The 22005-nt window shown below is 52.3% G+C and carries 13 protein-coding genes, 4 tRNA genes, 3 rRNA genes and 1 riboswitch; of the genes, 18 read left to right on the forward strand and 2 right to left on the reverse strand.

Annotated features, from left to right (window positions below):
• Positions 1-131 precede the first annotated feature (131 nt).
• Complete coding sequence (gene oxyR, locus ABSH60_RS10245) at positions 132-1055, forward strand: DNA-binding transcriptional regulator OxyR (protein WP_056774641.1); 924 nt, start codon at positions 132-134, stop codon at positions 1053-1055.
• On the opposite strand, the gene sthA is transcribed toward oxyR, so the two are convergent.
• Complete coding sequence (gene sthA / locus ABSH60_RS10250; RefSeq protein WP_056774645.1) at positions 1038-2438, reverse strand: Si-specific NAD(P)(+) transhydrogenase; 1401 nt, start codon at positions 2436-2438, stop codon at positions 1038-1040. The genes oxyR and sthA overlap by 18 nt on opposite strands.
• 212 nt (positions 2439-2650) lie before the next feature.
• Here sthA and fabR point away from each other — a divergent pair, with 212 nt between their 5' ends.
• From fabR to ABSH60_RS10270, 4 genes are all read left to right on the forward strand, one after another.
• Positions 2651-3319, forward strand: coding sequence for an HTH-type transcriptional repressor FabR (gene fabR, locus ABSH60_RS10255; protein WP_056774650.1), 669 nt, complete (start codon positions 2651-2653; stop codon positions 3317-3319).
• On the forward strand, positions 3303-3659 hold the full coding sequence (locus ABSH60_RS10260; protein WP_056774653.1) for a YijD family membrane protein: 357 nt from the start codon (positions 3303-3305) through the stop codon (positions 3657-3659). The genes fabR and ABSH60_RS10260 overlap by 17 nt, the downstream gene beginning before the upstream one ends.
• A 316-nt stretch (positions 3660-3975) precedes the next feature.
• Positions 3976-5562 (forward strand): MFS transporter, encoded by a 1587-nt coding sequence (locus ABSH60_RS10265; protein WP_056774658.1) that lies wholly within the window; start codon positions 3976-3978, stop codon positions 5560-5562.
• Between the two features lie 25 nt (positions 5563-5587).
• A complete protein-coding gene (locus ABSH60_RS10270) occupies positions 5588-6727 on the forward strand; it encodes a glycoside hydrolase family 105 protein (RefSeq protein ID WP_056774662.1) in 1140 nt (379 codons plus the stop codon).
• Positions 6728-6802: 75 nt separating this feature from the next.
• Here the strand turns inward: ABSH60_RS10270 and trmA are convergent, their stop codons facing one another.
• The gene (gene trmA, locus ABSH60_RS10275) at positions 6803-7903 is read right to left on the reverse strand and encodes a tRNA (uridine(54)-C5)-methyltransferase TrmA (protein ID WP_217203025.1); all 1101 of its coding nucleotides are present in this window, start codon (positions 7901-7903) and stop codon (positions 6803-6805) included.
• Between the two features lie 131 nt (positions 7904-8034).
• Positions 8035-8297, forward strand: a riboswitch (cobalamin riboswitch).
• A 70-nt stretch (positions 8298-8367) separates the two neighbouring features.
• Between trmA and btuB the strand changes: the two genes are divergently transcribed.
• The 13 genes from btuB (at position 8368) to yjfF (ending at position 22001) form a co-directional block, all read left to right on the forward strand.
• A complete protein-coding gene (gene btuB, locus ABSH60_RS10280) occupies positions 8368-10248 on the forward strand; it encodes a TonB-dependent vitamin B12 receptor BtuB (RefSeq protein ID WP_056774685.1) in 1881 nt (626 codons plus the stop codon).
• A complete protein-coding gene (gene murI, locus ABSH60_RS10285; protein ID WP_056774671.1) occupies positions 10193-11074 on the forward strand; it encodes a glutamate racemase in 882 nt (293 codons plus the stop codon). The genes btuB and murI overlap by 56 nt, the downstream gene beginning before the upstream one ends.
• A 407-nt stretch (positions 11075-11481) precedes the next feature.
• Positions 11482-13024, forward strand: a 16S ribosomal RNA gene (locus ABSH60_RS10290).
• 71 nt (positions 13025-13095) lie between these two features.
• A tRNA-Ile gene (locus ABSH60_RS10295) sits at positions 13096-13172 on the forward strand.
• A gap of 137 nt (positions 13173-13309) precedes the next feature.
• A tRNA-Ala gene (locus tag ABSH60_RS10300) sits at positions 13310-13385 on the forward strand.
• Between the two features lie 214 nt (positions 13386-13599).
• Positions 13600-16508: ribosomal RNA gene (locus ABSH60_RS10305) — 23S ribosomal RNA — on the forward strand.
• 116 nt (positions 16509-16624) lie between these two features.
• A 5S ribosomal RNA gene (gene rrf / locus ABSH60_RS10310) occupies positions 16625-16740 on the forward strand.
• The 16S, 23S and 5S rRNA genes sit together here with 4 tRNA genes alongside, the layout of an rRNA operon.
• 87 nt (positions 16741-16827) lie before the next feature.
• Positions 16828-16904: transfer RNA gene (locus ABSH60_RS10315), tRNA-Asp, on the forward strand.
• A gap of 52 nt (positions 16905-16956) precedes the next feature.
• Positions 16957-17032: transfer RNA gene (locus ABSH60_RS10320), tRNA-Trp, on the forward strand.
• 404 nt (positions 17033-17436) lie between these two features.
• A complete protein-coding gene (ytfQ, locus tag ABSH60_RS10325; protein ID WP_056772381.1) occupies positions 17437-18393 on the forward strand; it encodes a galactofuranose ABC transporter, galactofuranose-binding protein YtfQ in 957 nt (318 codons plus the stop codon).
• Positions 18394-18500: 107 nt separating this feature from the next.
• On the forward strand, positions 18501-19985 hold the full coding sequence (gene ytfR, locus ABSH60_RS10330; RefSeq protein ID WP_390975728.1) for a galactofuranose ABC transporter, ATP-binding protein YtfR: 1485 nt from the start codon (positions 18501-18503) through the stop codon (positions 19983-19985).
• 10 nt (positions 19986-19995) lie between these two features.
• Positions 19996-21015 (forward strand): galactofuranose ABC transporter, ATP-binding protein YtfT, encoded by a 1020-nt coding sequence (gene ytfT / locus ABSH60_RS10335; protein ID WP_122096498.1) that lies wholly within the window; start codon positions 19996-19998, stop codon positions 21013-21015.
• On the forward strand, positions 21015-22001 hold the full coding sequence (gene yjfF, locus ABSH60_RS10340; RefSeq protein ID WP_056772370.1) for a galactofuranose ABC transporter, permease protein YjfF: 987 nt from the start codon (positions 21015-21017) through the stop codon (positions 21999-22001). The genes ytfT and yjfF overlap by 1 nt, the downstream gene beginning before the upstream one ends.
• The last annotated feature ends 4 nt before the right edge of the window (positions 22002-22005 follow it).

Consider the following 22005-nt stretch of genomic DNA (forward strand, 5'->3'; position numbering starts at 1 on the left):
GATAATTTTTACGGCGGTGCCGTTTCGATGGGGGGCATTATTAACGATTGTGGTTGATAGATATAATCGTTGGTTGCTATCTTATCTATCGTTAACGGCTATCGCATTGCCTATGAGGGATTGGGGGAAAAATGAACATTCGTGATTTAGAGTATCTGGTAGCACTGGCTGAGTTCCGCCACTTCCGCCGCGCCGCAGATTCCTGCCACGTCAGCCAGCCTACGCTGAGCGGGCAAATCCGTAAGCTGGAAGATGAGCTTGGCGTCATGTTGCTGGAAAGAACCAGCCGTAAAGTGCTGTTCACTCAGGCCGGTTTATTACTTGTCGATCAGGCCCGCACGGTCTTACGTGAAGTAAAAGTGCTCAAAGAGATGGCGAGTCAGCAGGGGGAAGCGATGTCAGGGCCGATGCACATCGGTCTTATCCCGACTGTCGGGCCGTATCTGCTGCCGCAAATTATCCCTACCCTGCACAAAACCTTTCCAAAGCTGGAGATGTACCTGCACGAAGCGCAAACCCATCAGTTGCTGGCGCAACTCGACAGCGGGAAGCTCGACTGTGCCATTCTGGCGCTGGTAAAAGAGAGCGAAGCGTTTATCGAAGTGCCGCTGTTTGACGAGCCGATGAAGCTGGCGATCTACGACGATCATCCGTGGGCATCCCGCGATCGCGTGGCGATGGCCGATCTGGCGGGTGAAAAGTTGCTGATGCTGGAAGACGGCCACTGTCTGCGTGATCAGGCACTCGGATTCTGCTTCCAGGCGGGTGCCGATGAAGATACCCACTTCCGCGCCACCAGTCTGGAAACTCTGCGAAACATGGTGGCGGCAGGAAGCGGGATTACGCTGCTGCCTTCACTGGCCGTACCGCGTGAGCGCAGCCGTGATGGGGTGACTTATCTGACGTGTGACAAACCGGAACCGCGCCGTACGATTGCGCTGGTTTATCGTCCCGGTTCGCCACTGCGCGGGCGTTACGAACAGCTGGCCGAAGCCATTAAAGAACACATGCAGGCTTACTGGGATAGCGCCGCCGCGTTAAAAAAGGCGGTTTAATCCGTTAAGTGCTGCCACGCGATAGGCTTCTGCCATGGTCGGATAGTTGAAGGTGGTATTCACGAAATACTCGATAGTATTACCTTCGCCTTTCTGTTCCATGATGGCCTGTCCGATGTGGATGATTTCAGCCGCACGCTCACCGAAACAGTGAATACCAAGGATTTCCTTGGTTTCACGGTGGAACAGTAATTTCAGGCTGCCCACGTTCATCCCGGCGATTTGTGCACGGGCCAGATGTTTGAACTGTGCACGGCCTACTTCGTACGGCACTTTCATCGACGTCAGTTCCTGCTCGGTTTTACCCACCGAACTGATCTCCGGAATGGTGTAAATGCCGGTCGGAATGTTTTCGATCAGATGTACTTTGGCTTCGCCCTGGATCATCGCCTGTGCGGCAATGCGCCCCTGATCGTAAGCCGCGGAGGCCAGACTTGGGTAACCAATCACATCACCGACGGCATAAATATGCGACAGTGCGGTCTGATACATGCTGTTCACTTTCAGCAGACCACGACTGTCAGCTTCCAGACCAATGTTTTCCAGACCGAGCTTGTCGGTGTTGCCGGTGCGTCCGTTAGCGTAAAGCAGGGCGTCGGCTTTCACTTTCTTACCGGATTTCAGGTGCATGATCACACCATCTTCCACGCCTTCAATCTTCTCGAACTCTTCGTTATGGCGGATAACGACGCCGTTATTCCAGAAGTGATAAGAAAGCGCGTCTGACATTTCCTGATCGAGGAATGACAGCAGGCGATCACGGGTGTTGATCAGATCCACTTTGACGTTCAGACCGCGGAAGATCGACGCATATTCGCAGCCGATAACACCCGCACCGTAGATAATGACGTGGCGGGGCTCGTGGCTGAGTTCGAGGATTAAATCGCTGTCATAAATGCGAGGATGACCAAAATCGACGTTGGCCGGGCGGTAAGGGCGCGAGCCACAGGCGATGACGATGTTGTCAGCGGTAATCTGTTCATGCGTGCCGTCGGCGTAGCGGATGCTGATGGTATTGGCATCGACAAAACTGGCGTCGCCGGAAAACAGCTGGCACTGGTTTCTTTCATAGAAACCCTGGCGCATACGGGTTTGCTGGTTAATGACAGAATCCGCATGGCGCAAGATATCCGGGAAACTGGAGCTCATGGTGCGGGAATTATCGCTGTAGAGCGGATTTTGGTTAAATTCGATGATTCTGCTAACGGCGTGACGCAGTGCTTTGGAAGGGATGGTGCCCCAGTGTGTACAACCGCCACCGACGTTGTTATAGCGTTCGATGACAGCAACTCTGGCGCCTTGTTTAACCAGTCCCATCGCGGCGCCTTCTCCGCCAGGGCCTGAGCCAATGATGATGGCATCAAAATGTGAGTGCTGTTGCATTGTTCGAAACCTATTTTTATACAAAATCACAACGAGAAAGTAACATATTACACCTATTCACCCCACATGCGGTTGTCATTTAATGGGAATGTTGCAACATTCAGACCCACTTTATGCTGTGGTTTCTATGACTCGGACCGATAAAAATTTTGGTATAGTGAAACGAAATCGGGCGAACAACTAAAAAGAAGAACACTATCCGGATGAAGGTTATGGGAGTCAGAGCACAACAAAAAGAGCGTACGCGTCGCACGCTGATTGAGGCGGCTTTTAGCCAGCTCAGCGCCGAGCGTAGCTTTGCCAGTCTGAGTTTACGCGAGGTGTCGCGTGAAGCAGGCATTGCACCGACGTCCTTTTACCGGCACTTCCGGGATGTGGATGAGCTGGGGCTCACGATGGTCGATGAGAGCGGTCTGATGCTACGTCAGCTGATGCGTCAGGCGCGTCAGCGTATCGCCAAGGGCGGCAGCGTGATCCGCACCTCTGTCTCCACGTTTATGGAGTTTATCGGCAACAACCCGAACGCCTTCCGTCTGTTACTGCGTGAACGTTCCGGGACGTCGTCGGCGTTTCGTGCCGCCGTCGCCCGTGAAATTCAGCATTTCATTGCGGAACTTGCCGACTATCTTCAACTCGAAAACCATATGCCGCGCAGTTTTACCGAAGCGCAGGCTGAAGCCATGGTCATCATCGTGTTTAACGCCGGCGCGGAAGCGCTGGATGTCGACCTCGCACAGCGCCGCCAGCTTGAAGAACGTCTGGTGCTGCAACTGCGAATGATTTCCAAAGGCGCATATTACTGGTATCGCCGTCAGCAGGAACGCACGGCGGTCACGTCGATTAATAAGACCCGAGGTAAAGAAGATGACCGAACAAGCTAACCAGGATAATGGCACTCTGGTTTTAGCATTGATTGCCGGGCTGTCGATCAGCGGCACGTTTGATGCATTGTTTAGCGCCGTCGTCGCGTTTTCGATTTTCCCGATTATTGCTCTGGTGTTAGCGGTGTACTGTTTGCACGTTCGCTATCACAAAGGTGAAATGCCGAAAGGGTTGCCGGTACTGTCCGCGGCCTGTTTTCTGCTTGGCCTGCTGCTGTACAGCACAATCGTTCGTGCGGAATACCCTGAATTGGGTTCAAACTTTCTGCCGTCGCTGATCTGCGTTGTACTGGTATTCTGGATTGGGCTGAAGCTGAAAAAGCGCAAGTCATCGACGTAAACACCGCCACAGTTTCACCGTCTTTTAAGGCAATCCACGGATTGCCTTTTTATCTTTCACCTCGCGTCATTCCCTTTCCCGCCTGACAATTCCAGGCTCATTTAATGAACTGTCATTTCATTAATATCAAACCCATGTTCAATATTTAGATGTAGATCGCCCACTTCTTCATTTCTTTGCCATAAAGTGCATCCGGGTGGCAAAAACCAAAAGGTTTTCACACTGTCTCCTCGCTAATTTGAATCATGGCCGGACGAAGTCGTTTCGTTCGCATTCAGCCTAGGCCTAAAAGTGATTTAACAGGGGCAAGACGGCAATGAAAACACGTAAGATCGGATTCTTTACCTACATCGCTTATGGTTCCGGCGATTTTCTCGGTGCGGGTACCACTGCACTGACCGCAGCCTGGCTGCTGTATTTCTACACCACGTTTTGCGGGCTTTCGCCCATCCAGGCGACTTTCATTTTCGCCACTGCGCGCGTGGCCGATGCGGTGCTCAGTCCGCTGATGGGTTATCTCACGGATAACTTCGGCAACACCTGGCTCGGCAAGCGTTTTGGGCGTCGTAAGTTCTTTATTCTTCTCGGTATTCCCTGCGTCTTCAGCTACAGCTTTATGTGGGTGGGCGAAATGGGATACGTCTATTATCTGCTGACTTATCTGCTGTTCGATATCGTCTACACCATGATTCTGGTGCCGTATGAAACACTGGTGCCGGAAATGACCGATGATTTCAAACAGAAAACCAAATTCTCAGGGGCGCGTATCGCGCTGGCACAGTTGTCGGCCATCCTCGCCGCCTTCCTGCCGGGTATTTTGTTGCAGCATTTCGGCAAAGATAACGCCATCTCTTTCTTCTATTCGAGTCTGGTCTTCGCGGTGATTTGTTCACTGGTGCTGACGCTGGTGTATTTCTTTACCTGGGAACGCCCGGAAGAGCTTAAATCCGAAGCAACGAAAAAAATCGAGCGCGAACGTCAGCAACTGACGCTGGGACAAAGCCTGAAACGCCTGAAAGTCGAATTGTCTTCGACGCTGCGCATCAAGATTTTCCGCCAGCATCTCGGGCTTTATCTTGGGGGTTACATCGCGCAGGACGTGTTTAACGCCGTGTTCACTTATTACGTGGTGTTCGTTCTGATGCAAAGCGCCTCCGTGGCCTCAAACCTGATGGGCATGATGGCGATTCTGCAATTTGTGGCGGTTATCGGGATGATCCCGTTGTGTATCCGCTTCGGACCTGCGCCATCTTATCGTCTGGCTGTGACGCTGTTCGGGCTGGCCGCAATTTCTTACGGCGGTCTGTACTACGCCGGTATGAATGATTCGATGTCACTGTTGTTGCTGATTTCCGCACTGGCCGGTCTGGGGCGTGGCGGTATCAACTATGTGCCGTGGAATATCTACACCTATATTGCTGACGTGGATGAAACCATCACCGGCCAGCGCCGCGAAGGGATTTTCGCTGGCGTCATGACGCTGACCCGCAAAGCCTCTCAGGCCGGCGCCGTTATGCTGGTAGGGATAATTCTGCAACTGGCCGGGTTTGTTTCCGGACAGAGCCAGCAGGTACCTGCTGTCGGCCACACCATTCTGGGTGTGCTGGTGATCGGTTCACTGCTGATGCTCAGCATGGGCTTTATCATTTCATTGTTCTTCCGCCTGAATCAGAAAACGCACGGCGTACTGACCCGCGAAACGCACAAGATGCGTGAAGCCAACCGCATCGTGCCGGAGCAAATCACACCGCAAGACCGTGCCACCGTCGAAATGCTGACAGGGATGAAATACGAATCTCTGTGGGGCAATAACAATATCGGTTATCTGCATCGCAATAACCCGCCACCTGAAAAACTGACCCGTGAAAATACCGCTGAAATGCCGGTTCAGGGACGTTTGTAAAATTTTGAATTCACAGGAGAACGCCATGAAAGTTTTTGAAGTTAAACACAGTGCCTTGCTGCGACAGCCTGAACATTTCATTTCACGTAATGAACTGAAAGCGCTGATCCACAACGTGACCAACAATCTGGTGAATATCGAAGATAAAACCGGGGAATTCCTGTTGCGCCTCGACGATGGCCGCGTGATTGACACCAAAGGCTGGGCAGGCTGGGAATGGACGCACGGCATCGGGCTTTACGGGATTTATCAGTATTATCAGCAGACCGGCGACGAAAAAATGCGCGCGGTAATCGACGACTGGTTTACGGCCCGTCTGGCAGAAGGCACGCCGACCAAAAACGTCAATACCATGAGTCCGTTCCTGACGCTGGCGTATCGCTATGAGGAAACCGGCAATGAAGCCTGGCGCCCTTATCTGGAACGCTGGGCGGAATGGGTGATGCATGAAATGCCGCGCACTGACAAAGGCGCAATGCAGCACATCGTTTATAACAACGAAAACCATCAGCAGATGTGGGATGACACGCTGATGATGAGCGTGCTGCCGCTGGCAAAAATCGGCAAATTGCTCGACCGTCCCGAGTATGTTGAAGAGGCGACGTATCAGTTTTTGGTTCACGTGCAATATCTGATGGATCGTGAAACCGGCCTGTGGTTCCACGGCTGGACCTTCGACGGTCATCATAACTTTGCGCAGGCCCGCTGGGCGCGCGGCAACAGCTGGCTGACGATTGCCATTCCGGAATTCCTCGAACTGGTGGATTTACCGGAGAACAATGCAACACGCCGCTATTTGTTACAGGTGCTGGAAAGCCAGGTCAGCGCGCTGGCGAAATGTCAGGACGACAGCGGCTTATGGCATACGCTGCTCGACGATCCGCAGTCCTATCTGGAGAGTTCGGCCACTGCCGGTTTTGCGTACGGTATTTTGAAGGCGGTGCGTAAACGTTATATCGATGCGTCTTATGCGCCGGTGGCGGAGAAAGCCATTCAGGGGGTGATCAAACACATCAATCCGGCCGGGGAACTGACGCAAACCTCATTCGGCACGGCGATGGGCAATGATCTCGATTTCTACCGTGAAATTGCTCTGACCTCAATGCCTTACGGGCAGGCGATGGCGATCCTTTGCCTGTCAGAATATCTGCGCGTTTATTTGTAATACTGACGGTCTTAGAACGACAGAAATAAAAACGGGCACGCCGAGGTGCCCGTTTTGCATTTCAGTTTCCCGTGATCAGATTTTTTCCAGCAGTACGCCGGATTCCATATGGTGGGTGTACGGGAACTGATCAAACAGTGCGAGACGCGTCACGCGGTGCGTTTTGCTCAGCGTTTCCAGATTCGCGCACAGCGTTTCCGGATTGCAGGAGATGTAAAGAATACGGTCGTAGCCCGCCACCATCTTCACGGTTTCATCATCCAGCCCGCTGCGTGGTGGATCGACAAAAATGGTGTTGCATTCGTATCCGCTTAAATCGACATCCTGCAAACGGCGGAATTCGCGCACGCCGTTCAGCGCCTGTGTGAAATCTTCGGCCGCCATGCGAATGATCTGCACGTTATCAATATGGTTTGCTGCAATGTTGAATTGCGCGGCGGCGACGGAAGGCTTGGCGATTTCAGTCGCCAGCACGCGGCGGAAGTTGCGGGCCAGAGCCAGCGAAAAGTTGCCGTTACCGCAATACAACTCCAGCAAATCGCCGGTCGAGTTTTCTGTGGCCTTCAGCGCCCATTCCAGCATCTGAATATTCATCTCAGCGTTTGGCTGCGTGAAGCTGTTTTCCACCTGACGGTAAATCATATCGCGGCCCGCTACCGGCAGAACCTCATCGATATAATCCTGATCGAGCATGATTTTGGTTTTCGCGGCTCGGCCAATCAGCTGGATATCAAACCCATCTGCGCGTAGCTGGTCGCGCAGGGCGGTCGCCGCCTGCTGCCATTCGTCATCAAGCTTACGGTGGTACAGCAGCGAGGCAATGATTTTGCCGCTGCGGGTTGAGAGATAGTCGATCTGGAAGATCTTACGGCGCAATGCCGGATCTTGCTTAACAGCCGCGATCAGCACCGGCATCAGGCGGTTAATCAGCTCACTGGCTGCCGGGAACTGGTCCACGCGCACGCGGGCTTTGGTCTGCTGATCAAACATAATGTGGTACAGGTCGCCCTCATCGTGCCAGACGCGAAATTCCGCGCGCATCCGATAATGGCTGACCGGTGAACGGAACACGTCAACCTGCGGCGCATGAAAAGGCGACATCATCGCCGTGAGACGTGCGGTCTTTTCCGCCAGCTGGTCGTCGTATTGTTCAATGGGCAGGTTTTCAGGCGTCATCGTTTATCTCGTCTAACTGGGGTAAATGGGCGTACTTTGCGGGGGATTTTAGGGAATGCCACTGCAAAGTCCAGCCTTGTGTCGTTTTGAGTCCTCCGGGGATACGGATGTCTGGATTTCCAAATAGGTTGATCGTAGGATTGCCGTTCGGCCTCATGACTGAGTTAAAAGGGAATCCGGTGTGAATCCGGAACTGGCGCGCAGCGGTATGGGGAATTCACGGCGATCGCATTCTTGATGATGCAGACACTGTTTCTTCTTTCTCTCTTTATATAAAGAAGAGAAGAGGAAATGGGAAGTCATCGCCCGGTGCGGGTATGTTCAATTCATTAGACGTAATTAATGAGCCTGCAAATCCTAAGTCCGAAGACCTGCCGATGTTACGTCGCATTAATCATCGTCGTCGCGAAATAACGCCGGTGATCCTCTGCGGCATCCGCCAATTAAGTTTGGATGCTCGATTCATGACAATTAAAAAGCACGTGCTGTTGACGGCATTATCCGTCACGGCTTTTTCAGGGTGGGCGCAAGACAGCACTTCCACAAACAGCAGCAGCGATAACCTGGTCGTCACGGCTAACCGTTTTCCACAACCCGTCTCTTCAGTGCTGGCATCGGCTGACGTGGTGACGCGTGAAGATATCGACAGATGGCAGTCAACTTCCGTCGCCGATGTATTACGGCGTTTACCAGGTGTCGATATCGCGCAAAACGGCGGTATGGGGCAGCAGACCTCTTTATTCGTTCGTGGTACCAACTCCAGCCACACCCTGGTATTAATCGACGGTGTGCGTCTTAATCAGGCCGGTATTTCTGGCGCGGCTGATATTAGTCAAATTCCCCTCTCGCTGGTTCAGCGTATTGAATTCATACGCGGGCCGCGTTCTGCCGTGTACGGTTCGGATGCCATCGGCGGTGTCATCAATATTATTACCACGCGTGATAAATTAGGGACGACATTGACAGCCGGTATGGGATCTAACGGCTATCAGACCTATGACGGCTCAACTCAGCAGAAACTGGGTGAGAGTACGGTTCTGACACTGGCGGGTAACTATACCTACACCAGGGGCACCGACGTGGTCGCCAACTTGCCGGATAACTATGGCAACCCGCGTCAGCCAGACCGTGATGGTTTCATGAGCAAAACGATTTGGGCCGGGCTTGAGCACCAGTTCAATGAGCAGTTCAGTGGTTTTGCCCGCGCTTATGGTTTTGATAACAGAACCGCTTATGACGGCACCTACAGCTATGCCGATCCGGCCCATTTTGATGCATTGCCGGATACGCGTCAGTTATACAGCCGCACCTACGACACCGGGTTACGTTTCCAGCAGGGTATCTACGCGACTGAGCTCAGCGGCAGTTACAGCAACACCAAAGATTATAACTACGATCCGAAATACGGCCCGTATTCCGCTTCGGCCACGCTTGATGATTCTGATCAGTACAACCTGCAGTGGGGAAACACATTCCAGGTGGGGCAGGGCACCGTCAGCGCAGGGGCTGACTGGCAAAAACTCAGCACCCAGCCAGGCACCAACTACATTACTGATGGTTATACCCAGCGAAATACCGGTGTGTATGTCACAGCCCAACAGAAGGTGAGCGACTTCACTCTCGAAGGGGCAGTGCGTAATGATGATAACTCAGAGTTTGGCTCGCATGGCACCTGGCAAAGCAGTGCTGCCTGGGAGTTCATCGACGGATACCGTTTCATCGCATCCTATGGCACCGCTTTCAAAGCACCGAATTTTGGGCAACTCTACGGAAGCTTTGGCGGTAACCCGGACCTGAAACCCGAAGAAAGTAAAGAGTGGGAAGGGGCGCTGGAAGGTTTAACCGGCCCGCTTAGCTGGCGTTTGTCTGCGTACCGTAATGACATTGATCAGATGATCAGTTACTACAATCAGCAGCAAGGCTATTACAACGTTGATAAAGCAACGATCAAAGGGGTCGAATGGACCGGTAATTTCGACACCGGCCCTCTGCATCACAGTGTGACGCTTGAATATCTTGACCCAAGAAATGCTGAGACGAATGAAATCTTGTTGCGTCGTGCCAAGCAGCAGGCGAAATATCAGCTGGACTGGACGGTTGCTGATTTTGACTGGTCTATCAACTATCAGTATCTGGGTGAACGCTACGACACTAACTTTAATACCAATGAGAATGTAAGACTCGGTGGCGTGAGTCTGTGGGATCTGGCGGTGTCATATCCTGTGACGTCACATCTGACCGTTCGTGGTAGAATTGCCAACCTCTTAGATAAAGATTACGAGACGGTTTATGGCTACGAAACACCAGGACGTGAATACTATCTCACTGGAAGCTATACCTTCTGATACAACTCAAGTTCCTGATCGCCCGACGGTGCTGGTTTTCGATTCCGGCGTCGGCGGGTTGTCGGTATATCACGAGGTCCGGCAGATGTTGCCGGACCTGCACTATATCTACGCTTTTGATAACGTCGCCTTCCCTTACGGCGAGAAATCCGAAGAGTTCATCGTCGAACGCGTGGTCGAGATTGTCACCGCGGTCGCGAAACGTCATCCCCTCTCTATTATCGTCATTGCCTGTAACACCGCGAGCACCGTCTCCCTGCCTGCATTGCGTGCCAAATTCAGCTGCCCGGTCGTCGGCGTTGTGCCCGCTATCAAACCCGCCGCTAAGTTGACGCGTAATGGCGTTGTCGGATTGCTGGCGACGCGGGCGACGGTACAACGCCCTTATACGCATGATCTGGTCGCACGGTTTGCGACAGACTGTCAGATTCTGATGCTGGGTTCGGCGGAGCTGGTTGAACTGGCCGAGGCGAAGCTGCATGGCCAAGAGGTTGCCCTGACGGCGTTGAAGAAAATCCTCCATCCGTGGCTGCGTTTGCGCGAGCCGCCTGACACGGTGGTGTTAGGCTGCACGCATTTCCCGTTGCTTAGCGAAGAACTTGCACAGGTCTTACCCGACGGCACGCGCATGATCGATTCCGGTTCTGCCATTGCCCGCCGCGCGCACTGGCTCATTGAGACGTCACATGTGCCGATTCCGCAGAAAAAAGCCGATGTAGAAATTGAGAGTGTTGCTTACTGCATGGCGATGACAATAGAGGCCCGAAGTTTACTGCCTGTTTTACAGTCATATGGCTTCAGAAGTATCCAGGAATTGCCGCTTTAAACGTCATTTGGTGAAAGAATCAGCGGTCGGAAAATTATTTGTATTTTAGGGGTTGCGGCCTTCTGAGAACTCCCTATAATGCGCCTCCACTGACCGGGAACAACGACTGAGAAGTCGCTCGGACAGGAAGAGAAAAAGATGAAAGTTCGAATGAATAATCTCTTGACTCTTCAGCGGGAAAACGTAATATACGCCTCCCGCGCCGCATAAGATTCCTTGCGAACCGCGGCATGCTCTTTAACAATTTATCAGACAATCTGTGTGGGCACTCACAAGACGATATCAGCCACCTCGGTGGCAAAAAATATCAAGTCTTAAAGAGTGACCAAGCAGTAATTCATTTAGTTGAATTATTACGAAAGTTAATTTTTGAGCACCGCTTAACTTGTTTAAGCAAATCGAACTTTTAATTGAAGAGTTTGATCATGGCTCAGATTGAACGCTGGCGGCAGGCCTAACACATGCAAGTCGAGCGGTAGCACAGGAGAGCTTGCTCTCTGGGTGACGAGCGGCGGACGGGTGAGTAATGTCTGGGAAACTGCCTGATGGAGGGGGATAACTACTGGAAACGGTAGCTAATACCGCATGACCTCGCAAGAGCAAAGTGGGGGACCTTCGGGCCTCACGCCATCGGATGTGCCCAGATGGGATTAGCTAGTAGGTGGGGTAATGGCTCACCTAGGCGACGATCCCTAGCTGGTCTGAGAGGATGACCAGCCACACTGGAACTGAGACACGGTCCAGACTCCTACGGGAGGCAGCAGTGGGGAATATTGCACAATGGGCGCAAGCCTGATGCAGCCATGCCGCGTGTGTGAAGAAGGCCTTAGGGTTGTAAAGCACTTTCAGCGAGGAGGAAGGGTTCAGTGTTAATAGCACTGTACATTGACGTTACTCGCAGAAGAAGCACCGGCTAACTCCGTGCCAGCAGCCGCGGTAATACGGAGGGTGCAAGCGTTAATCGGAATTACTGGGCGTAAAGCGCACGCAGGCGGTTTGTTAAGTCAGATGTGAAATCCCCGAGCTTAACTTGGGAACTGCATTTGAAACTGGCAAGCTAGAGTCTTGTAGAGGGGGGTAGAATTCCAGGTGTAGCGGTGAAATGCGTAGAGATCTGGAGGAATACCGGTGGCGAAGGCGGCCCCCTGGACAAAGACTGACGCTCAGGTGCGAAAGCGTGGGGAGCAAACAGGATTAGATACCCTGGTAGTCCACGCTGTAAACGATGTCGACTTGGAGGTTGTGCCCTTGAGGCGTGGCTTCCGGAGCTAACGCGTTAAGTCGACCGCCTGGGGAGTACGGCCGCAAGGTTAAAACTCAAATGAATTGACGGGGGCCCGCACAAGCGGTGGAGCATGTGGTTTAATTCGATGCAACGCGAAGAACCTTACCTACTCTTGACATCCAGAGAATTCGCTAGAGATAGCTTAGTGCCTTCGGGAACTCTGAGACAGGTGCTGCATGGCTGTCGTCAGCTCGTGTTGTGAAATGTTGGGTTAAGTCCCGCAACGAGCGCAACCCTTATCCTTTGTTGCCAGCGAGTAATGTCGGGAACTCAAAGGAGACTGCCGGTGATAAACCGGAGGAAGGTGGGGATGACGTCAAGTCATCATGGCCCTTACGAGTAGGGCTACACACGTGCTACAATGGCATATACAAAGAGAAGCAAACTCGCGAGAGCAAGCGGACCTCATAAAGTATGTCGTAGTCCGGATTGGAGTCTGCAACTCGACTCCATGAAGTCGGAATCGCTAGTAATCGTAGATCAGAATGCTACGGTGAATACGTTCCCGGGCCTTGTACACACCGCCCGTCACACCATGGGAGTGGGTTGCAAAAGAAGTAGGTAGCTTAACCTTCGGGAGGGCGCTTACCACTTTGTGATTCATGACTGGGGTGAAGTCGTAACAAGGTAACCGTAGGGGAACCTGCGGTTGGATCACCTCCTTACCTAAAGATACGCATTGTGCAGTGTCCACACAGATTGTCTGATAGAAAGTAACGAGCAGAAATACCTTAATAGGCTTGTAGCTCAGGTGGTTAGAGCGCACCCCTGATAAGGGTGAGGTCGGTGGTTCAAGTCCACTCAGGCCTACCAATTCGTCCTCATGCTGCGTTGTCGTCACACTCGTTTGCACATGCAAACGTCGTATGAACTCCGCCTTGCCTGAGAACAAATTGGCTAACTCATCTTCCTGGTGTGTTAGTGATTAAGGTATCTGTAAGTGACTGTATGGGGCTATAGCTCAGCTGGGAGAGCGCCTGCCTTGCACGCAGGAGGTCAGCGGTTCGATCCCGCTTAGCTCCACCATTACCGTACAGCCCCTAAATAATACTTCAGAGTATATTGGTAACAGTATGCTGCGAAGTATTTTGCTCTTTAACAATCTGGAACAAGCTGAAAATTGAAAGTTTACAGCTGAACATCACTCTCCGTAGAAGTACTGAGTGGTGGATTAGTCTGTAACAGAGTCTCTCAAATAATCGCAGCGCGACGATGTCTTTAAGACACCTTCGGGTTGTGAGGTTAAGCGACTAAGCGTACACGGTGGATGCCTAGGCAGTCAGAGGCGATGAAGGGCGTGCTAATCTGCGAAAAGCGTCGGTAAGGTGATATGAACCGTTATAACCGACGATACCCGAATGGGGAAACCCAGTGTGTTTCGACACACTATTGCATGGTGAATACATAGCCATGCAAGGCGAACCGGGGGAACTGAAACATCTAAGTACCCCGAGGAAAAGAAATCAACCGAGATTCCCCCAGTAGCGGCGAGCGAACGGGGAAGAGCCCAGAACCAACATCAGCGTATGTGTTAGTGGAAGCGTCTGGAAAGTCGCACAGTATAGGGTGATAGTCCCGTACACAAAAATGCATGCATTGTGAGTTCGATGAGTAGGGCGGGACACGTGACATCCTGTCTGAATATGGGGGGACCATCCTCCAAGGCTAAATACTCCTGACTGACCGATAGTGAACCAGTACCGTGAGGGAAAGGCGAAAAGAACCCCGGCGAGGGGAGTGAAATAGAACCTGAAACCGTGTACGTACAAGCAGTGGGAGCCTACTTTGTTGGGTGACTGCGTACCTTTTGTATAATGGGTCAGCGACTTATATTTTGTAGCAAGGTTAACCGTATAGGGGAGCCGTAGGGAAACCGAGTCTTAACTGGGCGTCAAGTTGCAAGGTATAGACCCGAAACCCGGTGATCTAGCCATGGGCAGGTTGAAGGTTGGGTAACACTAACTGGAGGACCGAACCGACTAATGTTGAAAAATTAGCGGATGACTTGTGGCTGGGGGTGAAAGGCCAATCAAACCGGGAGATAGCTGGTTCTCCCCGAAAGCTATTTAGGTAGCGCCTCGTGAACTCATCTTCGGGGGTAGAGCACTGTTTCGACTAGGGGGCCATCCCGGCTTACCAACTCGATGCAAACTACGAATACCGAAGAATGTTATCACGGGAGACACACGGCGGGTGCTAACGTCCGTCGTGAAGAGGGAAACAACCCAGACCGCCAGCTAAGGTCCCAAAGTCATGGTTAAGTGGGAAACGATGTGGGAAGGCATAGACAGCCAGGATGTTGGCTTAGAAGCAGCCATCATTTAAAGAAAGCGTAATAGCTCACTGGTCGAGTCGGCCTGCGCGGAAGATGTAACGGGGCTAAACCATGCACCGAAGCTGCGGCAGCGACGCTTAGGCGTTGTTGGGTAGGGGAGCGTTCTGTAAGCCGTCGAAGGTGACCTGTGAGGGTTGCTGGAGGTATCAGAAGTGCGAATGCTGACATAAGTAACGATAATGCGGGTGAAAAACCCGCACGCCGGAAGACCAAGGGTTCCTGTCCAACGTTAATCGGGGCAGGGTGAGTCGACCCCTAAGGCGAGGCTGAAAAGCGTAGTCGATGGGAAGCTGGTTAATATTCCAGCACTTGGTGTTACTGCGAAGGGGGGACGGAGAAGGCTAGGCTAGCCGGGCGACGGTTGTCCCGGTTCAAGCGTGTAGGGGGTGTGACTTGGTAAATCCGGTTACATATTAACCCTGAGGCGTGATAACGAGCCACTACGGTGGTGAAGTAGTTGATGCCATGCTTCCAGGAAAAGCCTCTAAGCTCCAGGTAACACGAAATCGTACCCCAAACCGACACAGGTGGTCAGGTAGAGAATACTCAGGCGCTTGAGAGAACTCGGGTGAAGGAACTAGGCAAAATGGTGCCGTAACTTCGGGAGAAGGCACGCTGGCGCGTAGGTGAAGGGACTTGCTCCCGGAGCTGAAGCCAGTCGCAGATACCAGCTGGCTGCAACTGTTTAATAAAAACACAGCACTGTGCAAACACGAAAGTGGACGTATACGGTGTGACGCCTGCCCGGTGCCGGAAGGTTAATTGATGGGGTTAGCAGCAATGCGAAGCTCTTGATCGAAGCCCCGGTAAACGGCGGCCGTAACTATAACGGTCCTAAGGTAGCGAAATTCCTTGTCGGGTAAGTTCCGACCTGCACGAATGGCGTAATGATGGCCAGGCTGTCTCCACCCGAGACTCAGTGAAATTGAACTCGCTGTGAAGATGCAGTGTACCCGCGGCAAGACGGAAAGACCCCGTGAACCTTTACTATAGCTTGACACTGAACATTGAGCCTTGATGTGTAGGATAGGTGGGAGGCTTTGAAGCGTGGACGCCAGTCTGCGTGGAGCCAACCTTGAAATACCACCCTTTAATGTTTGATGTTCTAACTCGGCCCCGTAATCCGGGGTGAGGACAGTGTCTGGTGGGTAGTTTGACTGGGGCGGTCTCCTCCTAAAGAGTAACGGAGGAGCACGAAGGTTAGCTAATCACGGTCGGACATCGTGAGGTTAGTGCAATGGCATAAGCTAGCTTGACTGCGAGAGTGACGGCTCGAGCAGGTACGAAAGTAGGTCATAGTGATCCGGTGGTTCTGAATGGAAGGGCCATCGCTCAACGGATAAAAGGTACTCCGGGGATAACAGGCTGATACCGCCCAAGAGTTCATATCGACGGCGGTGTTTGGCACCTCGATGTCGGCTCATCACATCCTGGGGCTGAAGTAGGTCCCAAGGGTACGGCTGTTCGCCGTTTAAAGTGGTACGCGAGCTGGGTTTAGAACGTCGTGAGACAGTTCGGTCCCTATCTGCCGTGGGCGTTGGAAGATTGAGAGGGGCTGCTCCTAGTACGAGAGGACCGGAGTGGACGCATCACTGGTGTTCGGGTTGTCATGCCAATGGCATTGCCCGGTAGCTAAATGCGGAAAAGATAAGCGCTGAAAGCATCTAAGCGCGAAACTTGCCTCGAGATGAGTCTTCCCTGTGGCTTTAAGCCACCTGAAGGGACGTTTAAGACTAAGACGTTGATAGGCTGGGTGTGTAAGTGCAGCGATGCATTGAGCTAACCAGTACTAATGACCCGAGAGGCTTAACCTTACAACACCAAAGGTGTTTTAGAGTGGCTCTGAAGTAGATTTTCAGCTGAATGTTCCGAGATTGGTTCGTAGTGCAAGCCTGATTTAAGGTGCGCGTTATGGATGAAACAGAATTTGCCTGGCGGCACTAGCGCGGTGGTCCCACCTGACCCCATGCCGAACTCAGAAGTGAAACGCCGTAGCGCCGATGGTAGTGTGGGGTCTCCCCATGCGAGAGTAGGGAACTGCCAGGCATCAAATTAGTTCCTTTTCCCCTGACAAGGAAAATAACAGGAACAAACGCGCATCAGACGATTTCTGATGGGTGTGAAAGAACCGGTGGAGCGGTAGTTCAGTTGGTTAGAATACCTGCCTGTCACGCAGGGGGTCGCGGGTTCGAGCCCCGTCCGTTCCGCCACTTATTTGATTATGCCTGCTAATTTTAGCAGGCATAATGTTAAGCGTAATTTAGGGGCGTAGCTCAGTTGGTAGAGCACCGGTCTCCAAAACCGGGTGTCGCGAGTTCGAGTCTCTCCGCCCCTGCCATATCAGAGCCCTTCGCGAAAGCGAGGGGCTTTTTTTATCTAAAATTCCCTGACTGTTCCTCGCAAACACATTACTCCTCAATGCACACACCTTTCATTGCAGACATTTGCACACTTTAAGCGCAATACCGCCGCTATTCCCGGTTATTTCTGGTCATATTTTGGCTAAATACATGCACTAAATGATTGTTATCCCCATATGTGACCCCGCTCATGCTCCCTTTTTCCCTGTGTACTAAACCTAATCATCGTCTTATGACGACAACCAGAACCTGATATGACTCTTTTCCCCCTTTTTACGACGTAATTGTCGTGACGGGGGAATGCGTATATCAGGTGCATGTTCTGGCCGTACCCAACGAGTCATAACAAAAAGTAGCTCAGACTACACGCGAGGAAAGAAACATGTACAAACGCTTATTTGTGGCAGCAGCAGTAGCAACAGCACTTTGCGGTGCGGCACAGGCAGCTCCGCTGGTTGTGGGTTTTTCTCAGATCGGCTCAGAGTCTGGTTGGCGTTCAGCAGAGACTAAAGTGTCTAAGTCAGAGGCGGAGAAACGCGGGATCACACTGAAAATTGCGGATGCTCAGCAAAAACAAGAGAACCAAATTAAAGCAATACGTTCATTTATTGCGCAAGGCGTAGATGCCATCTTTATTGCACCGGTAGTCGCAACCGGCTGGGCTCCTGTTCTGACAGAAGCTAAAGAGGCGAAGATCCCCGTATTCCTGTTGGACCGAACTATTGAAGTCAGCGATCCTTCTCTGTACACCGCCGCCGTCGCGTCTGACAGCGTTTACGAAGGTAAAGTTGCCGGTGACTGGCTGGTGAAAGATGTCGCGGGTAAGCCTTGTAACGTGGTCGAACTTCAGGGAACCGTCGGTGCGAGCGTCGCGTTAAACCGTAAAAAAGGGTTTGCGGATGCGCTTAAAGCGGCACCAAATGTAAAAATCATCCGCTCACAGTCTGGTGACTTTACCCGTAGCAAGGGTAAAGAAGTCATGGAAAGCTTCATCAAAGCTGAACAAAACGGCAAAAACATTTGTGCCGTCTATGCACATAACGATGACATGGCAATCGGTGCTATTCAGGCCATCAAAGAAGCGGGTCTGAAACCAGGTTCGCAGATCAAAATCGTCTCGATCGACGGCGTTCCTGATATCTATAAAGCCATGCTGAATGGCGAAGCCAATGCTTCTGTCGAGCTGACACCTAACATGGCCGGTCCTGCATTCGATGCATTAATCGCCATGAAAAAAGACGGTACTCAACCGAAGAAATTTATTCAGACTCAGTCCGCTTTGATCTTGCCGGATATGGCTCAGAAAGAATACGACATGAAAAAAGACATGGGTTATTAAGCCGATTTTACCGGTCTGTCTGATGGCAGGCCGGTAGAAATTATTCCCTTTCCGCCGATGGCGGATGCAGCAGGAGTAGTGACGTGACGGATAATCCAGGTTCAGCAATGCTGCTCGATGTGCGCGGCCTCTCTGTAGAATTCCCCGGCGTTAAGGCGCTGGAAAATGTCGACTTTACCCTCGAACGTGGTGAAATAGTTGCTCTTTTAGGCGAGAACGGTGCCGGTAAATCTACAATGATTAAAGCCCTGACGGGCGTCTATAAACGCTCTGCCGGACAGGTATTTTTGAATGGTACATCCATCGAGCCTGTTAATACCGCGCATGCCCAATCACTGGGAATTGGTACGGTTTATCAGGAAGTGAATCTCCTGCCCAATATCTCCGTTGCAGCTAATCTTTTCATCGGGCGCGAACCTACCCGTTTTGGTCTGGTGAATCAGCGCAAAATGGAACAGAAGGCCGGGGCGCTTCTGGAAGGTTACGGGCTGCATCTGGATGTCAGTCAGCCACTCTCAACTTACTCCATTGCGATTCAGCAAATTGTGGCAATTGCCCGCGCCGTTGACCTTTCTGCGCAGGTCTTAATCCTTGATGAACCCACCGCCAGCCTTGATGCAAAAGAAGTCAGCATGCTGCTCGATATTCTCGTCCAGCTTCGGGACAAAGGCGTGGGGATGATCTTTGTGACCCATTTTCTTGATCAGGTTTACCGCATCAGCGATCGCATCACGGTGTTGCGAAACGGCAAACGTGTGGGTTCCGAGCGTACCGTGGATTTACCGCGTATCGATCTTGTTCCAATGATGCTGGGCCACAGTTTTGATGAAAGCCTGCTTAAACGTACGGAACACAGAAATGTCACTGGCGAACCGCTGGTCGATTTTAAAGATTATGGCCGCCGTGGTGTGGTTGAGAATTTTGATCTTCACGTTCGTCGTGGTGAAATTGTCGGTCTGGCAGGATTACTTGGATCCGGACGGACAGAAACCGCTCAGCTGATTTTTGGCATAAAAGGTCATGACAGCGGTAAAGCGCAGGTCAATGGGCGGGCAGAAACCATCAGTACGCCGCGCAAAGCCGCAAAGCTTGGGTTTGGTTATTGCCCGGAGGATCGCAAAACTGACGGTATTATTGGCGCGGCCACGGTGAGAGAAAACATCATTCTCGCCTTACAGGCTCAGCGCGGTTGGTTACGTCCTTTGCCGTTGAAAGAACAGCATCAGATCTCTGAAAAATTCATCAAACTTCTTGGTATTCGTACTCCCGGAACCGAGCAGGAAATCCAGTATCTCTCCGGCGGGAATCAACAAAAAGTGTTGCTGTCCCGCTGGCTGGCGACTAATCCCCGCTTTCTTATCCTTGATGAACCCACCCGCGGTATTGATGTGGGTGCGCATGCTGAAATCATTCGCCTGATTGAAAAACTGTGCGATGAGGGGCTGGCGTTGCTGGTGATTTCTTCTGAACTGGAAGAGCTGGCGGGTTATGCCGATCGGATCGTGGTGCTGCGCGATCGTCGTCATGTCGCCGAAATTGAGCAGGCTGAGATCTCCGTGCCAGCCATTATGAAAGCCATTGCGGCTCAGTGAGGAGATAGCGATGAGTAACAGGAGTCTGCCGATGACAGGAACACCGCGCAAAGTTCGATGGGTATTTCCTAAGGGCGCCACTCAAATCGGGGCGTTCATCGCAATATTATTGATCGACAGCCTGGTGGCACCGGGCTTTTTCTCCATCCACATTCAGGATGGCCGCCTGTTCGGCAGTCTGGTTGATATCTTCAATCGTGGTGCACCGGTGGCGCTGCTTGCACTTGGAATGACGCTGGTGATTGCAACCGGTGGTATCGATCTCTCCGTCGGTGCCGTCATGGCTATCGCCGGCGCGACGGCAGCCACCATGACGGTTCAGGGTTATCCGCTGATGATGGTGCTGCTGGCTTCTGTGGGGGTCGGCGCCGTGTGTGGCCTGTGGAATGGTTTTCTGGTTGCCGTTCTGCAGATTCAGCCGATTGTCGCAACATTGATGCTGATGGTGGCCGGGCGCGGTATTGCACAGCTCATCACTGAAGGACAAATCGTTACCTTCGAACATAATGGCTTATCGCAGTTCGGCAGCGGCTCTCTGTTTTACCTGCCGATGCCGGTCATCATTGTGGTCGTGATGCTGTTCCTGGTGTGGGCGCTGACGCGGAAAACGGCGCTTGGTTTGTTTATTGAGTCGGTCGGGATAAACATCCGTTCGGCTTATAACGCGGGTGTGAATGCGCGTCTGGTGCTGATTTCCACTTATGTGATTTGCGGGATCTGCGCGGCGGTTGCCGGCGTGATTGTGACCGCCGATATTCGCGGTGCGGATGCCAATAATGCGGGGTTGTGGCTGGAGCTGGACGCAATTTTGGCCGTGGTCATTGGCGGTGGGTCGTTGCTCGGGGGGCGCTTCAATTTGCTTCTCTCGGTCATTGGTGCGCTGATCATTCAGGGTATGAATACTGGCATCCTGCTCTCAGGTTTTAAGCCTGAATTTAATCTGGTGCTGAAAGCGCTGGTGGTACTGGCCGTCCTGGTGGTGCAGTCGCCACGGGTATCGCTCAGTAATCTGTTCCGGAGGAAGGGATAATGCTGAAAAGAAATTTGCCCCTGCTGATTACTATCGTGGTGTTCCTTGCCGGATATGGTTATTGCTTCACGCAATTTCCCGGATTCGCCTCCACGCGGGTCTTCTTTGATTTACTGACCGATAACGCGTTTCTTGGGATTGTCGCCGTCGGTATGACGTTCGTCATTCTCTCTGGTGGTATCGACCTTTCCGTGGGCTCTGTCATTGCCTTTACCGGCGTGTTGCTGGCAAAACTGATTGGTGAATACGGTGTCGCGCCGGGTTATGCGTTTGTGATTGTCCTGCTGATGGGGGCGATGTTTGGCGCGCTGATGGGTTGGATTATCGACACCTTAAAGCTCCCGGCGTTTATCATCACCCTTGCCGGTATGTTTTTTGTGCGCGGGATGAGTTTTATCGTGTCGGAAGAGTCGCTGCCCATCAATCATCCTGTCTATGATTTCCTCGCCAATTTCGCGTGGAAAATGCCGGGAGGAGGCCGCTTTACTCTGTTGGCGCTGGTCATGCTCATGGTGGTTTTCGTGGGGATTATTCTGGCGCACCGTACCCGCTTTGGTAACAACGTTTATGCGGTCGGTGGCAGTAATGTTTCGGCAGCGCTGATGGGCGTTCCGGTCAGACGCACCACGATTTATATCTACATGCTGTCGAGTACGCTGGCGGTTCTTTCCGGCATTGTGTTCTCACTCTACACCTCTGCGGGCTACGCACTGGCTGCCAGCGGCGTAGAGCTGGATGCTATCGCCTCGGTGGTGATTGGCGGTACGTTACTCAGCGGCGGTGTAGGCACCGTGCTCGGAAGCCTTTTCGGCGTGCTGATTCAGGGTTTAATACAAACTTACATCACCTTCGACGGCACGCTCAGCTCCTGGTGGACCAAAATCGTCATGGGCATCCTGCTGTTTGTCTTTATCGGCTTGCAGAAGGGCATGGGGTCATTCTGGACCGCCAGAAGAGCACGCCACCCGCGCCCTGAGCCAACCTGATCGC

Source organism: Rahnella sp. R3(2024) (assembly GCF_042920125.1).
Taxonomy (GTDB): Bacteria; Pseudomonadota; Gammaproteobacteria; order Enterobacterales; family Enterobacteriaceae; genus Rahnella; species Rahnella rivi.

Coding starts and splice junctions, on each gene's coding strand:
- trmA (WP_217203025.1), bottom strand. CDS start 7,903: ATGACGCCTGAAAACCTGCCCATTGAACAATACGACGACCAGCTGGCG.
- ABSH60_RS10260 (WP_056774653.1), top strand. CDS start 3,303: ATGACCGAACAAGCTAACCAGGATAATGGCACTCTGGTTTTAGCATTG.
- fabR (WP_056774650.1), top strand. CDS start 2,651: ATGGGAGTCAGAGCACAACAAAAAGAGCGTACGCGTCGCACGCTGATT.
- ytfT (WP_122096498.1), top strand. CDS start 19,996: ATGAGTAACAGGAGTCTGCCGATGACAGGAACACCGCGCAAAGTTCGA.
- ABSH60_RS10270 (WP_056774662.1), top strand. CDS start 5,588: ATGAAAGTTTTTGAAGTTAAACACAGTGCCTTGCTGCGACAGCCTGAA.
- yjfF (WP_056772370.1), top strand. CDS start 21,015: ATGCTGAAAAGAAATTTGCCCCTGCTGATTACTATCGTGGTGTTCCTT.
- oxyR (WP_056774641.1), top strand. CDS start 132: ATGAACATTCGTGATTTAGAGTATCTGGTAGCACTGGCTGAGTTCCGC.
- murI (WP_056774671.1), top strand. CDS start 10,193: ATGGCTACGAAACACCAGGACGTGAATACTATCTCACTGGAAGCTATA.
- ABSH60_RS10265 (WP_056774658.1), top strand. CDS start 3,976: ATGAAAACACGTAAGATCGGATTCTTTACCTACATCGCTTATGGTTCC.
- ytfR (WP_390975728.1), top strand. CDS start 18,501: ATGCTGCTCGATGTGCGCGGCCTCTCTGTAGAATTCCCCGGCGTTAAG.
- btuB (WP_056774685.1), top strand. CDS start 8,368: ATGACAATTAAAAAGCACGTGCTGTTGACGGCATTATCCGTCACGGCT.
- sthA (WP_056774645.1), bottom strand. CDS start 2,438: ATGCAACAGCACTCACATTTTGATGCCATCATCATTGGCTCAGGCCCT.
- ytfQ (WP_056772381.1), top strand. CDS start 17,437: ATGTACAAACGCTTATTTGTGGCAGCAGCAGTAGCAACAGCACTTTGC.